The following is a 12,925-nucleotide window of genomic DNA, read 5'->3' as shown; positions in this document are numbered from 1 at the left end:
CCCAGGCTCATCGCGGTAGCTCGGCGAGGAGCCTCTCGGTGGTTTCGTGCAGTCTGACCGCGTCGCCGCGGCCGAACCATTTCGGTGCCAGCGGTACGAATGCGCCCTCCACTACCGCGGTGAGCCCGTTCCGGCCCGGAGGGTCGAGGTGGGGGAGGATCTGCCCGACGCTGGTCGCCACGCTCTTCCCGGTCGCCCGTAGATGTGACACCTGGGCCGAGGTGGCTCGGTCGTACTCGCCGGCGAAGCTCGTGGCAACGACGCCGGGGTGGTTGAGGACGTACCGGATATCCGGGTGTTGTGCCACGAAATGCACGCCGAGCAGGTCGTTGAGTCGTGCGGCGTGGCCCATCGCGCCGACCCCGTGGTAGTCCTGCTCGAGTTGCAGGTCGTGCCATCGGACGGGAACCTGGCTGCCCGCACCGCCGAAGTTCAGCACGACCGGGGCTTCCGCGCGGCCGAGCGCGGAGGCCAGGCCGTGGCTGAACAAGAACCGGCTCAGGTAGAACAGCGCGAAGTTGCTCTCGAATCCATCCGGGGTCACGAGGCGGGCCGAGCGGTGATAGCGGGCGCCGAGCACCAGCACGTCGATCACCGGGAACCGATCCGCGAGGTGGGCGACCAAACGTTCGTTGTCGCTCACCCGGCTGAGGTCGGCAGCGAGGAAGTGGGCCCGCTCGGCGCTCCTGGCGAACATCCCGCCTTTCGTCTTGCTCGTGCCGACGACCAGGACTTCGTACCCGCGCCGGAGGTACTCCTCGGCGAGGCCTCGCCCGATCCCGTCGGTGCCGCCGGTGATCACTGCCGTGCTCATGGTCGTGTTCCCTTCGTGGGACTCGGGTGGCACTTTATTGCTTTGAGCAATCAAAGCATTGGTGCGCGAGGGCGGCAAGCTCGTCCGAAGGGCGAGGTGTCAGTCCGCGGTGGTGAGCCCGAGCAGTTCGCGCATCCCGGCGAGCATGTGATCCTGCACCAGCAGCAGCACCTCGGCGGTGCGGTCGAGATCGGCCGTGGGCACCTGATCGAGTACCTCCGCGAGCAGGTCGCGGCGGGCGGCGCGGACCCTGGCCATCGTCGCGCGGCCGCTCGGTGTGATCGCGATCCGGGTGATCCTGCGGTCGCGCTCGTCCGGGATCGCCGCCACCAGTCCGTCTCGGCGAATTTGGCGAAGCTGCAAGGAGACCGTCGAGACTTCGATCTGCAGGCACTCGGCGATATCCGAGATGCGCATCGGTTCGGACAGGTCGAAATGCTCGAGCAGGCGCAGTTCGCTGGCGGGCAGATCGCAGTGCGAGCGGCGGGCCACCTCTGCCCGGATGTGCTTGCTTTCGCTCCACCTGACCAGTGCCGACACGCCGGCTTCCAAACGCCCCAACGGGCTCTGGTTCGCGTCTTCGGCTGCGCTCACCCCCACAGGGTAACGAACGACCGCAGGGAAACCCGGTGACCGCGATGTGGGAACACCCGTTCAAGCTCAGGGAGAAGCCTAATCTGCGAGGGTGACGACGTTTGAGGCGGCCGAAGGGGCCACCGCCTTGCCGGCGATCGACATCTCGCGCTTTCGCGATCCCGCCGCGGATCGCGAGGAGTTCCTGACCGGGTTGCGCCGCGCAGCGCACGAGGTCGGCTTCTTCTATGTGGTCGGCCACGGCGTGCCCGAGCGGCTGACCGCCGGGATCTTCCAGAAGGCGAAGGATTTCTTCGCATTGCCGGTCGAGGAACGGCTGGCGATCGAGAACATCCACTCCCCGCAGTTCCGCGGCTATACGCGGACCGGTCACGAGTACACCGGCGGCACTCCCGATTGGCGGGAGCAGATCGACATCGGCCCGGAACGCGCGCCCGTGCCGCCGGGCGGCCCCGCCTGGCAGCGGCTCATCGGCCCCAACCAATGGCCTGAAACGCTTCCCGGGCTCCGGGATACGACACTGGCGTGGCAGGCGGAGGCGTTGCGGGTCAGCCGTGAAGTACTGCGCGCGCTCGCGGCGGCGCTGGGACAGGACGAGGGCTACTTCGACGCCTGGTTCGACGACGAGGCCACCACCCACGTCAAGATCATCCGCTATCCCGGCCGTCCCACGGCCGAGCGGGAACAGGGCGTCGGGGCGCACAAGGACTACGGCTACCTCGCCTTGTTGCAGCAGGACGAGATCGGCGGTCTGCAAGTCCAGTCGGCCGACGGTGGCTGGATCGACGCGACCCCGATCCCGGGCAGTTTCGTGTTCAACATCGGCGAAATGCTGGAGATCGCGACGCAGGGCTATCTGAAGGCGACACGCCACCGCGTGGTCAGCCCACCCGCCGGCGTGGAGCGGTTTTCGGTGCCGTTCTTCCTCGGGCCGCGCCTGGACGCCATCGTCGAACCCCTGCGGCTTCCGCCGGAACTGGCGGCGGAGGCGCACGGGATCAGCCAGGACGCGGACAATCCGCTGCACGCGGCGTTCGGGGAGAACGCGCTCGTCGGCTGGCTGCGTTCGCATCCGAAAGTCGCCGAGCGCTGGTGGAGCGACGTCCTGGCGGAGCGCGGATGACCTCCCTGCCTTCCTCCGAAATTCGGCAGATCCACGCCGACGCGCACCACGGCGAGCAACCGGACCAGTAGTAGGTCCGCGAGGGACGCTATCGAATCGCTCAATATGATGGCGCGGTATTCGGCGCTTCGAGAGCGCGCTCAAACTGTTCGTGAAAGCGGACACGCCCGAACTCGTGATGGTGTCGCCGAAGATCACGGCATATCGAGGTCAGGCCCGGTTGGACGGTGAGCAGGTAGCGCACTTCGCCGATGACCGCCTCCGAACTGCCCTCCGTGGAGCGGCATGATTTTCCGGCCGTTCTTCGGCAGTCAAGTGTCCCTTCAAAGTGACCCGTCCGGATGGCGTCTGCCCGACAGGGAAGCCGAAGGTGCCCATTGTGACGCCCTGGCAGATCGGCGAGCCTCGAACAGTGTGACGGTATCGTGCTGTTCTGCGGGAAAGTGCGTGAAGTTCGATCTCCGGCAATTCACGTTGGCGAGGTGTCGCATTCATGAATGAGCGCGAAGTCGACAGGCGACGACTCGGGTCGTCCGGTCCGGCCCGCGACCGGAGTACTCGTCCCCGGGCCACGGAAGACAAGCTCCCGCCCGGTGTACCGCCGGGCGTGGCGAACGTGGCGAACCTGCAACGCCTCGCCGGGAACAAAGCCGTCACCGCCTATCTCGGGGCGAAGAAGCCCGGGCTTCCCGTCCAGCGCGACGTCAACAAGCGAGGTACCTTCGCCGGCTGGGGCGGGACGAACGACAGCAGCGTGATGGTCAACGCCAACGCGTCCGTCGACGTCGCCGACGGGAACCGCTCGGTCAGCCATCCGGCCTGGTTCCTCAGCAACGCCACGGAGACGGTCGAGGTCGATCCCGGAGCGACGGGAACCGTGCTGCTCCGGCTGCCCTGGTATTGGCACCACCACGGCATCGTCCAGGAACTCGGCCTGGTCTACGGCACGAACGAACGGCACATCCACGCTGGTGGTGGTCCCATCGACTATTGGGTTTCGGCGCCCTTCACGGTGACACCCGAAGGCCGAGTGGCTTTCGTCAACACCACTCCCGGCGGCACGCTCGGTGCCGCCGGGTACCTCGAAGGGGTTCCGACCATCACTTCACGAGACGGCGAGAATTCCGGCACCCTGACGGTCAGCGTCGTCTTCCGGGCGCTCCAGACCACCACCACGACGGACACCGGAACGAGGACGACGACCACCACGCTCACCGGATCGGGAACCGGGGCCGCCAGCCCGGGCGGAGTGGGGGGATCGGTGACCACGGGCGGCAGCTATGGGGTGAGCGAGGCCAATTCGCATGCGGTCGGAGTGACGGTGAGCGGTACCACCTCGGTCACGTGCAGCTTCGCGGTCAACATCCGGGTGCGGATCCCGCCGAAGATCACGAAGATGAAGACCATCTTCTATTCCGCCGAGGGCAGGTTCAGGTCCGGAAACGACGGCATTCTGGGGGTGAACGAGTGGTGGGCGTCCCTCCCGGCGCCGGTGCGTGAATTAATCGTTTCCGGGCGGAAACCGGTGCGGATCACTGGCCGCGCGAGCCAGACCGGCAGCCCGGAGCGGAACGAGCGGGTGATCGCCGGCCGCATCGACGACGTCACCAGGCGCCTGCACAACGTCGCGGGCCGGATGGAAGTCGTGCCCGACAGCGAGTTCACCGTGCCCAACGAGCGGTCGGTCGTGATCAGGGTCGAGTACACGGCCGCCGAGGCGCGGGCCGGGGGAGCGGGATCGCCGTGAGCCTCGCCGTGCCGTCTTGAACGACTGAAGCCCCGCCCCTCCGAGGAGGAGCAGGGCTTCTGACCTGCGACAACAGATGGTGCGCGATACTGGGATTGAACCAGTGACCTCTTCCGTGTCAGGGAAGCGCTCTCCCGCTGAGCTAATCGCGCGAGGTGGAGACGGGATTCGAACCCGTGTACACGGCTTTGCAGGCCGTTGCCTCGCCTCTCGGCCACTCCACCGTGTCAGGCCCGAGAGGGCCTTCCGAGCGGATGACGGGATTCGAACCCGCGACCCTCACCTTGGCAAGGTGATGCGCTACCAGCTGCGCTACATCCGCACATCCTCGGTCTGGATGGGAGTTCAGAGCCTCGCGGTTCTGTCTCTCACCCCGTCGCCGTGGTGTGTGTGAACACTATCCGATCCCGAAAACGGCTCTGCAACCGGGGTGCCACTTGCTGTTCGCAAGGCCGTCATCAGGCCAGATCGTTGGGAATCAGGTGCGTCAGGGCGTCGTCGACGTCGACCCACAGATGCTCGTTGCCCGGGAGCACGACGTCGTAGGTCCGGTCGAGGAAGTCGGCCAGCTCCTGAGCGGACGCCTCGAACATGGCGTGCCCGGACGGCGAGTTCAGTTCGATGAGGACGGACTCGGGGTCTTCGACGGAGGGGCGGATGCGTACGTCGCCGTCGCCCGCGTCGGCCAGGAGGCCGTCGGCGAGGAGATCGCGCGCGTAGACCCACTCGACCCAGCCGGCGCGGCCGGTGCGGAAGGCGGCCACGACCGCGTACGGGTCGCGGGTGTCGTATCGCAGTTCCACCTTCACCGGGACCGCGGGGGTCCGCGGCGCCAGGAGGTCGAACACCGCCGTCGAGCGGAGCGTCACGTGATCGTTGCGCATCGTCCTACCCTTCGTCTCCTTCCCGGCCCGGTCGAACCGAGTGGCGATGATGTGACGTTTCGGCCGGCTGATCGGAACGCGGTTTTGCCGCAGATCACCCGGACGGGGTCATCGGACCCCGGGTCCATACTCCGTCACCCCATCATCACCCGCGCGACGCGCAGCCCTCCATGCGCCCTGCAGGCAGTCCACATGTACATACTGCGCGGTTTAGTCGTCACGCGATAGCACCGTCGCACGAATGTCGAAACGCGTCGCGGGCGGCCCCCGGCCGGGACAACCCCGACTAGCTCGTGGTTGTTCGCTCCGTATTTGCTGGTGAGCGGAGTGTGGTCGGAGGGAACCACCCGTTTGCAGGCCCCCTAAAGTCGTGGGGTAGAGTCTGCCGGACACCGCGAGCGGGCGATTAGCTCAGCGGGAGAGCGCTTCGTTCACACCGAAGAGGTCACTGGTTCGATCCCAGTATCGCCCACCGGATGAAGGCCCTGGACCATCGGTCCGGGGCCTTGATTCGTTTTCGGCCACGGTCGGCGGTGAGCCGTCCGGAGGTATTCGATCCCCAGGTCGGACGCGGGTTGTGTGGGGGCGGTACTTCTGCCGTCGCGGGCGGCCCGGCCGATGCGGGCGAATCCACTCGGGGCGATCGCGGGCGCGGAGTACCGCCGGTTCGAAGATCCCCGAAGTCGGCCCCTCCGGCCGGTGTGGACATTCGCCGGAGATCTCGTGTCGCGACGCGAAAATGTCGCATGATCCGACCATTGAGACTTCTTTGTGATCCTCGGCACGAAACGTCCGTGCAAAGGTCCAGACCATGAAGAAAGTGATGTGGGGCATGGCCGGGCGGCTCACTCGTCCGGCTCCGGCCGAGGGGTCGCCGTGACGCTGACGTGATGTGACGAAACGCCACGCCGGTGACCGATTGACAAGGTAGGTCGGCGCGCGGTGGGCGCACCCGCCGGGCCGTGGTCCTCGCGGGGTGTGAAATCCACAGTGGACCGGCTTGAGATCGACTCGCGCGAACCGTCCATTGTGGAGTTTTCCGGGCTGTTCGGCCGATCGGGGAACCGGTGCTCCAAGTGGCCGCGAGTCATGGGAATTCGTGACTACTTTGAGTAGTTGTTCGGAGGATACGGTCTATTACGCATCGTCATCATCTTGTTATCAACACGGCATTCATTTGCCGGATGCTCGCCCAGGGTGTGGCTGGAAATCCTTGTAACGATGGCCGGAGAGTGGCCGATACCTTGGCGTGTGTCGCCCCATCGGCCGCTGAGAGACCGTGAGAATCGATCACTCTTCGAGATCAGTCTCATTTACTCAGCGTGTTGATCCGGCGTTCGGGAATCCCCACTCCGGGAGGTCTGATGGAAGAGTCGGTGCGGCCGTCGTCCACCGTCAACGGGACGCCGCAGCACATCGACCTCCAGTCGATTCCGCTTCCCCCGCAACGGGGCGCGGGGGATGCCGCCGCGGTCGGCACCACGTCCGCGCGGCCCCCGTACGCGGCTTGGGAATCGCGCTACCGCGCCTGGGTCATCGGTAGTGACGTTTTCACCGCGTTCGTGCTCATCGTGATGAGCGCCTTCTTGATCGATCGATCCGATCCGCACGACATGCACGCGCTCGGTACCGCCGCGGCCTTCCTGTTCGGGTTGTCGGTCTGCCGTGCCTGGAGTCCGCGTGTACTGGGCGAGGGCGCGGAGGAATACCGGACGCTCGGGCGCGGCCTCGTGGCCACCGCCGTCCTCGTCGCGTTGGGCGGCCTGCTCTTCGGCGCGCTCGCCGTGCAGCCGTGGGTCTTCATCGTCGTCCCGATGATCTCGGTCTTCATGTTCCTGCAGCGGTACGCGCTGAGACAGGTGCTGCACCGGCGCAGGCGGCTCGGTGAATGCCTGCTCCCGGTGCTCGCGGCGGGAAGTCCCGACACGGTCGCCGATCTGATCGCCCGCACGAAGGCCGATCCTCATGTCGGCTGGCGCGTGGAGGCCGTCTGCACGTATTCCGGTGCCGGCGCGGAGCGGGGGAGCGGCGAGGTGGAAGGCGTCCCGATCGTCGGGAAGCTCGACGACCTCGCGGGCCACGTCCGCCGCGGCGGTTACCGGGTGGTCGCCGTGACCGCCGATCAACACTGGAACCCGAAGCGCCTCCAGCGGCTCGCCTGGGACCTCGAAGGAACGTCGGCCGAGATGGTGGTCGCGCCGATGCTCATGGAGGTGGCCGGCCCCCGGCTGAACGTCTCCGGTGTGCTCGGTATGCCACTGCTGCGGGTGACCGCGCCGATGTTCACCGGCGGCCGTCGTCTGGTCAAGGAAGCGCTCGACCGGTTCGGCTCCGCCTTGCTCCTCACCTTCTTTTCCCCGCTGCTGCTGGCGATCGCGGTCGCGATCAAACTGGACGACCACGGCCCGGTGATCTACCGGCAGCGTCGCGTCGGCCGCGACGGGCACACCTTCACGATGCTGAAGTTCCGCACGATGGTCACGAACGCCGACAAGCTCAAGCAGGATCTCCAGTCTGACAACGAAGGCGCGGGCCCGCTGTTCAAGATGCGCAAGGACCCGCGGGTGACCCGGGTCGGCGGCCTTCTCCGCCGGTACTCCCTCGACGAGCTGCCGCAGTTGCTCAACGTCGTGAGCGGCCGGATGTCGCTCGTCGGCCCCCGTCCGCCGCTGCCCGAGGAGACCGCGAAGTACGCTCCCGACGCGCGCCGCCGTCTCCTGGTCAAGCCGGGGCTGACCGGCCTCTGGCAGGTCAGCGGCCGCAGTGACCTCAGCTGGGCCGAGAGCATCCGCCTCGACCTGCGTTACGTCGAGGACTGGTCGCTGGCCCTCGACCTGGTGATCCTCTGGAAGACCTTCCGCGCGGTGGTGCAGGGACGAGGTGCCTACTGACGCTTTCCTGTGACCGGACCCACACGCAGAGATAGTTGAGCGAGAAATAGTTCAGCGCTCAACTAGGTTGGGACGGGTACAGGACGCGTACGGAAGGAAGATCCACCCATGACCACCAGCGTTGAGCCGACCGAAGCCTTGAACCTCCCGCAGGACGTTCAGGACCTGTTGTTCCGCGAGGCCCGCACCGCGAACAACTTCAGCGACGAGCCGGTGACCGACGAGCAGATCCGCGCGATCTACGAGCTGGTCAAATGGGCCCCGACGTCGATGAACAACCAGCCGCTGCGCGCGCTGGTGATCCGCACCGAAGAGGGCAAGAAGCGGCTGTCCCCGCTGATGTCCGAGGGCAACCGCGCCAAGACCGAGGCCGCGCCGGTGACCGTCGTGCTGGCCGCCGACACCGAGTTCCACGAGAACCTGCCGCGCACCTTCCCGCACTTCCCTGGCGCGAAGGACCTGTTCGCCGATGAGGCGGCTCGCGTCGAGACCGCCAAGCTCAACGCGCTGCTGCAGGTCGGTTACTTCATCATCGGCGTCCGCGCCGCCGGGCTGGCCGCCGGCCCGATGACCGGCTTCGACGCCGAGGGCATCGACAAGGAGTTCTTCGCGGACAAGCCGTGGAAGTCCCTCGTCGTGATCAACGTCGGCAAGCCGGGCGAGAACCCCTGGTTCGACCGCCTGCCGCGGCTGGACTTCGACGAGGTCGTCGAGACCGTCTGACCTCGTTCCTCGATACGCGAAGGCCTTCTTCCGATGGGAAGGAGGCCTTCGTGGTGTTAGGGGTAATGCGCGTGAGCCGCGCCGCACCTGACGACTAACATCACGGGAACCATCCGCTTTAACCGCGAGGAGTCCATCGTGTCCCAGCCGTCGTCAGTAGCAGCCGCAACCGCCCCGCGCGTGGTGGTACCGGCGGGCACTACGGCGGGCACCGCGGTCCGCGAAGCCGGGCTGCCGACCAAGGGGCCGGACACGATCGTCGTCGTGCGCGACGCCGAGGGGAACCTCCGCGACCTCTCCTGGGCCCCGGAGGCCGAAGTCGAGGTCGAAGCCGTCGCGGCGAACACCGAGGACGGCCGCAGCGTCATCCGCCACTCGGCCGCCCACGTGCTCGCCCAGGCCGTGCAGCAGCAGTTCCCGCAGGCCAAACTGGGCATCGGCCCGCCGGTCAAGGACGGCTTCTACTACGACTTCGCCGTCGACACCCCGTTCACCCCGGAAGACCTGCAGGCGCTCGAGAAGCGCATGAAGCAGATCGTGAAGGGCGCGCAGCAGTTCTCCCGCCGCGTCTTCGACTCGGTCGACGAGGCCAAGAAGGAACTGGCCGACGAACCGTTCAAGCTGGAACTCGTCGACATCAAGTCCGATGTGGACACCTCCGAGGTGATGGAGGTCGGCGGCGGCGAGCTGACCATCTACGACAACCTCGACCCGCGCACCAAGGAACGCGTGTGGAGCGACCTCTGCCGCGGCCCGCACGTGCCGACCACCAAGTTCATCCCGGCGTTCAAGCTCACCAGGGTCGCCGCCGCCTACTGGCGCGGTGACGACAAGAACCCGCAGTTGCAGCGGATCTACGGCACCGCCTGGGAATCCACCGAGGCGCAGGACGTCTACCTGAAGCGCCTGGCCGAGGCCGAGCGGCGCGACCACCGCAAACTCGGGGTCGAGCTGGACCTGTTCTCCTTCCCCGACGAGATCGGCTCGGGGCTGCCGGTGTTCCACCCCAAGGGTGGGATCATCCGGCAGGAGATGGAGAACTACTCGCGCCAGCGGCACGTCGAGGCCGGGTACGACTTCGTCTACTCGCCGCACATCACCAAGGGCGCGCTGTTCGAGACCTCCGGTCACCTCGACTGGTACCGCGACGGCATGTACCCGGCGATGCACCTCGACGCCGAGCACAACGAGGACGGTTCGGTCCGCAAACCCGGCCAGGACTACTACCTCAAGCCGATGAACTGCCCGTTCCACGACCTGATCTTCCGTTCGCGCGGGCGTTCCTACCGGGAACTGCCGCTGCGGATGTTCGAGTTCGGTTCCGTGTACCGCTACGAGAAGTCCGGCGTGATCCACGGCCTGACCCGCGTACGCGGCATGACGCAGGACGACGCGCACATCTTCTGCACCCTGGAGCAGGTCCCCGGTGAGCTGAAGTCCCTTTTGGACTTCGTGCTGAACCTGTTGCGCGACTACGGTCTCGACGACTTCTACCTCGAACTGTCCACTCGGAACGACGAGAAGTACATCGGTTCGGACGAGGTGTGGGACGAGGCGACCGAGGTCCTCCGCACCGCCGCCGTGGACTCCGGGCTGGAATTGGTGCCGGATCCGGGGGGCGCTGCGTTCTACGGGCCCAAGATCTCCGTGCAGGCGAAGGACGCACTGGGCCGCACCTGGCAGATGTCGACCATCCAGCTGGACTTCATGCTGCCCGAGAAGTTCGAACTGGAGTACACCGCGGGCGACGGCAGCCGTCAGCGCCCGGTGATGATCCACCGCGCGCTGTTCGGCTCGATCGAGCGGTTCTTCGGCGTGCTGACCGAGCACTACGCGGGCGCTTTCCCGGCGTGGCTGTCGCCGGTCCAGGTGGTCGGCATCCCGATCACCGAGGACCAGGTCGAGCACCTGCGCGGGGTCGAGAAGGCGCTGCGGGCCAAGGGGATCCGGGTCGACGTCGACGCGAGCGGCGACCGGATGCAGAAGAAGATCCGCACCCACACCACGCAGAAGGTGCCCTTCATGCTCCTGGCGGGCGCGAAGGACGTCGAGGCGGGCGCGGTGTCGTTCCGGTTCCGTGACGGCGGCCAGATCAACGGCGTCTCGGTGGACGACGCCGTCGAGGCGATCGCCGGCTGGGTTCAGCGCCGTGAGAACGCTTCGCCGACCGTGGCGGGCTTGGAGGCGGTACTCCGGTGACGGGCCTCGATGGCCCTGACGTCGTCGGACAGGACGGTGTGGGGGTCCCGGACGCGTTGCAGCGCCTGTGGACCCCGCATCGGCTCGCCTACGTGCAGGGGTCGAAGCGACCCGACGAAGGCTGCCCGTTCTGCCATCTCCCCGAGAAGAGTGACGAGGACGCGCTGATCCTCGCGCGCGGGAAGACGGTGTACGCGGTACTGAACCTGTACCCGTACAACCCGGGGCACCTGATGGCCGTGCCGTACCGCCATGTCGCGGACTACACGGACCTGACGCCGGAGGAGACCGTCGAGGTGGCGGAGTTCACCCAGCACGCGATGCGGGTGATCCGGGAGGTGTCGTCGGCGCACGGGTTCAACATCGGGATGAACCAGGGTGTGATCGCCGGGGCGGGCATCGCCGCGCATCTGCACCAGCACGTGGTGCCGAGGTGGGGTGGCGACGCGAACTTCATGCCGGTGATCGGGCACACGAAGGTGTTGCCGCAGTTGCTGGGGGAGACGCGGCAGTTGCTGGCGGACGCCTGGTAGTTCAGGCCCTCGCGCCCCTGTTCCGCTCCGGAATGCAATGAACGGTCCTTTCCTTGCAAAATTAGCAAGGAAAGGACCGTTCCTAGCGCGCGCCGGTGGTCACCCAGGGCCGGGGTCCGGCCGCTGGCTGATGTCATGAAAGGGCCGTTCAGGACGAAAAACGTCCTGAACGGCCCTTTCATGACACTCAGGGGGGCCTCAGGCGTTGAGCGCGGCCTGCAGCTCGATGTCGATCTTGACCTTCTCGGACAGGAAGGCGTTGCCCTCCGGGCCGATGCCGAAGTCGCGGCGGTTCACCGTGGCGGTGGCCGAGACACCGAGGGTGGTGGCGTTGTCGTTGGCCGGGTTGGTGCCGATGCCGTTGAACTCCGCCTCGAGCGAGACCGGGACGGTCTTGCCGCGCCAGGTGAGCTCGCCGTCGATGACGTAGTCGCCGCCGTCCTCGCGGATGCCGGTCGAGCGGAAGGTGATGACCGGGTGCTCGTCGACGTGGAAGAAGTCCTCGGACTTGAGGTGCGTGTCACGACCGTCGACGCCGCTGGCGACCGACGAGGCGTCGATCTCGACGGTGACCGACGAGTCGAGGATGTTGTCGGCGGTGACGACCTCACCGGTGAAGGCGGTGAAGTTGCCCCGGGACTTCGCCAGGCCGAGGTGCTTCACGGTGTAGGCGATGTCGGAGTGGGCGGTGTCGATCGTCCACTTGCCTGCGACGTAGCCCGGGATCTCGGTGGTGGTCATGTGAGTCGATCTCCAAAAAGTCTGTGTGCGTTCGTGGTGAACCCTCGTCTGGTTGAGCGCTCAACAACGACTGTAGCGCAATTTGGTTGAGCGCTCAACCAGGGGTAGAATGGGCGTCATGTCCGAACCCCGATGGCTCTCCGACGAGGAGCAAAAAGTCTGGCGCGACTTTTCCGCCGCCACGCGGATGCTGCAAGCGCACCTGGAGGGCCAGCTTCAGCACGAGGCGGGCATGCCTCACACCTACTACGAAGTGCTCGTCGCCCTTTCCGAGGCGCCGGAGCGGCGGCTGCGGATGAGCGAGCTCGCCGACGCGCGCAAGGCGTCGCGCAGCAGGCTCTCGCACGCGGTCGCGCGCCTGGAGGCGAACGGCTGGGTGCGTCGTGAGTCCTGTCCCACCGACAAACGCGGTTCCTGGGCGGTGCTCACCGCCGACGGTTTCGCCGCGCTGGAGGAGGCCGCGCCCGGGCACGTCGCGGCGGTCCGTGAGAGCCTCTTCGACCCGCTGACCCCCGAACAGGTGAAGGCGCTCGGCGAGATCAGCGCCGCCGTACTGGAGCGGCTGTCGCCGAAATGCGCCGCCGCCGAGGCGGAATTGGCGCTGCGGGAAGAGGGTCTCGCGGACCTCGCCGACTCGGCCGAACTGGCCAAAGCGGACTGACCTGGAGCCGGTCCA

The 12,925-nt window shown here is 66.8% G+C and carries 11 protein-coding genes and 4 tRNA genes; 8 read left to right on the top strand and 7 right to left on the bottom strand.

The features are described 5' to 3' along the window. Positions 1 to 7: 7 nt before the first annotated feature. On the bottom strand, positions 8 to 814 hold the full coding sequence (locus AB8M46_RS22360) for an SDR family NAD(P)-dependent oxidoreductase (RefSeq protein WP_394361412.1): 807 nt from the start codon (positions 812 to 814) through the stop codon (positions 8 to 10). Between the two features lie 99 nt (positions 815 to 913). Beyond that, positions 914 to 1,408, bottom strand: coding sequence for a MarR family winged helix-turn-helix transcriptional regulator (locus AB8M46_RS22355; RefSeq protein WP_394361411.1), 495 nt, complete (start codon positions 1,406 to 1,408; stop codon positions 914 to 916). Between the two features lie 91 nt (positions 1,409 to 1,499). On the opposite strand from AB8M46_RS22355, the gene AB8M46_RS22350 reads away from it, so the two are divergent. Then, positions 1,500 to 2,531 (top strand): isopenicillin N synthase family dioxygenase, encoded by a 1,032-nt coding sequence (locus AB8M46_RS22350; RefSeq protein ID WP_394361410.1) that lies wholly within the window; start codon positions 1,500 to 1,502, stop codon positions 2,529 to 2,531. A 493-nt stretch (positions 2,532 to 3,024) separates the two neighbouring features. After that, positions 3,025 to 4,278, top strand: a complete 1,254-nt coding sequence (locus tag AB8M46_RS22345; protein WP_394361409.1) for a hypothetical protein — start codon at positions 3,025 to 3,027, stop codon at positions 4,276 to 4,278. A 77-nt stretch (positions 4,279 to 4,355) separates the two neighbouring features. Here the strand turns inward: AB8M46_RS22345 and AB8M46_RS22340 are convergent. From AB8M46_RS22340 to AB8M46_RS22325, 4 genes are all read right to left on the bottom strand, one after another. Then, positions 4,356 to 4,430 (bottom strand) — tRNA-Val (locus AB8M46_RS22340). Between the two features lies 1 nt (position 4,431). Beyond that, positions 4,432 to 4,502, bottom strand: a tRNA-Cys gene (locus AB8M46_RS22335). A gap of 25 nt (positions 4,503 to 4,527) precedes the next feature. Further along, positions 4,528 to 4,600: transfer RNA gene (locus AB8M46_RS22330), tRNA-Gly, on the bottom strand. A 136-nt stretch (positions 4,601 to 4,736) separates the two neighbouring features. Then, positions 4,737 to 5,162, bottom strand: a complete 426-nt coding sequence (locus AB8M46_RS22325; RefSeq protein ID WP_005159130.1) for an SsgA family sporulation/cell division regulator — start codon at positions 5,160 to 5,162, stop codon at positions 4,737 to 4,739. A 400-nt stretch (positions 5,163 to 5,562) separates the two neighbouring features. Here AB8M46_RS22325 and AB8M46_RS22320 point away from each other — a divergent pair. The 5 genes from AB8M46_RS22320 to AB8M46_RS22300 all read left to right on the top strand — a co-directional run bounded on the left by AB8M46_RS22320 (position 5,563) and on the right by AB8M46_RS22300 (position 11,508). After that, positions 5,563 to 5,634 (top strand) — tRNA-Val (locus AB8M46_RS22320). A gap of 892 nt (positions 5,635 to 6,526) precedes the next feature. Next, positions 6,527 to 8,053, top strand: coding sequence for a sugar transferase (locus AB8M46_RS22315; RefSeq protein WP_394361408.1), 1,527 nt, complete (start codon positions 6,527 to 6,529; stop codon positions 8,051 to 8,053). 108 nt (positions 8,054 to 8,161) lie between these two features. Then, positions 8,162 to 8,776 carry a malonic semialdehyde reductase gene (locus AB8M46_RS22310; RefSeq protein WP_037339000.1) on the top strand — a complete coding sequence of 205 codons (615 nt, stop codon included), beginning with the start codon at positions 8,162 to 8,164 and terminating at the stop codon, positions 8,774 to 8,776. Positions 8,777 to 8,914: 138 nt separating this feature from the next. Next, a complete protein-coding gene (thrS, locus tag AB8M46_RS22305; RefSeq protein ID WP_394361407.1) occupies positions 8,915 to 10,975 on the top strand; it encodes a threonine--tRNA ligase in 2,061 nt (686 codons plus the stop codon). Beyond that, positions 10,972 to 11,508 (top strand): HIT domain-containing protein, encoded by a 537-nt coding sequence (locus tag AB8M46_RS22300; protein WP_037338994.1) that lies wholly within the window; start codon positions 10,972 to 10,974, stop codon positions 11,506 to 11,508. Before thrS ends, AB8M46_RS22300 begins: the two co-directional genes overlap by 4 nt. A 198-nt stretch (positions 11,509 to 11,706) precedes the next feature. Here AB8M46_RS22300 and AB8M46_RS22295 read toward each other — a convergent pair whose 3' ends face one another. After that, a complete protein-coding gene (locus AB8M46_RS22295; protein WP_034307837.1) occupies positions 11,707 to 12,249 on the bottom strand; it encodes a YceI family protein in 543 nt (180 codons plus the stop codon). Between the two features lie 118 nt (positions 12,250 to 12,367). Between AB8M46_RS22295 and AB8M46_RS22290 the strand changes: the two genes are divergently transcribed. After that, positions 12,368 to 12,910, top strand: coding sequence for a MarR family winged helix-turn-helix transcriptional regulator (locus tag AB8M46_RS22290; protein WP_037340157.1), 543 nt, complete (start codon positions 12,368 to 12,370; stop codon positions 12,908 to 12,910). Positions 12,911 to 12,925 lie beyond the last annotated feature (15 nt).

Source organism: Amycolatopsis sp. SB7-3 (assembly GCF_041021335.1).
Lineage (GTDB): Bacteria > Actinomycetota > Actinomycetes > Mycobacteriales > Pseudonocardiaceae > Amycolatopsis > Amycolatopsis japonica.
Note: the sequence above shows the minus strand (reverse complement) of the source record. Positions and strands in the feature narration are given on the sequence as shown.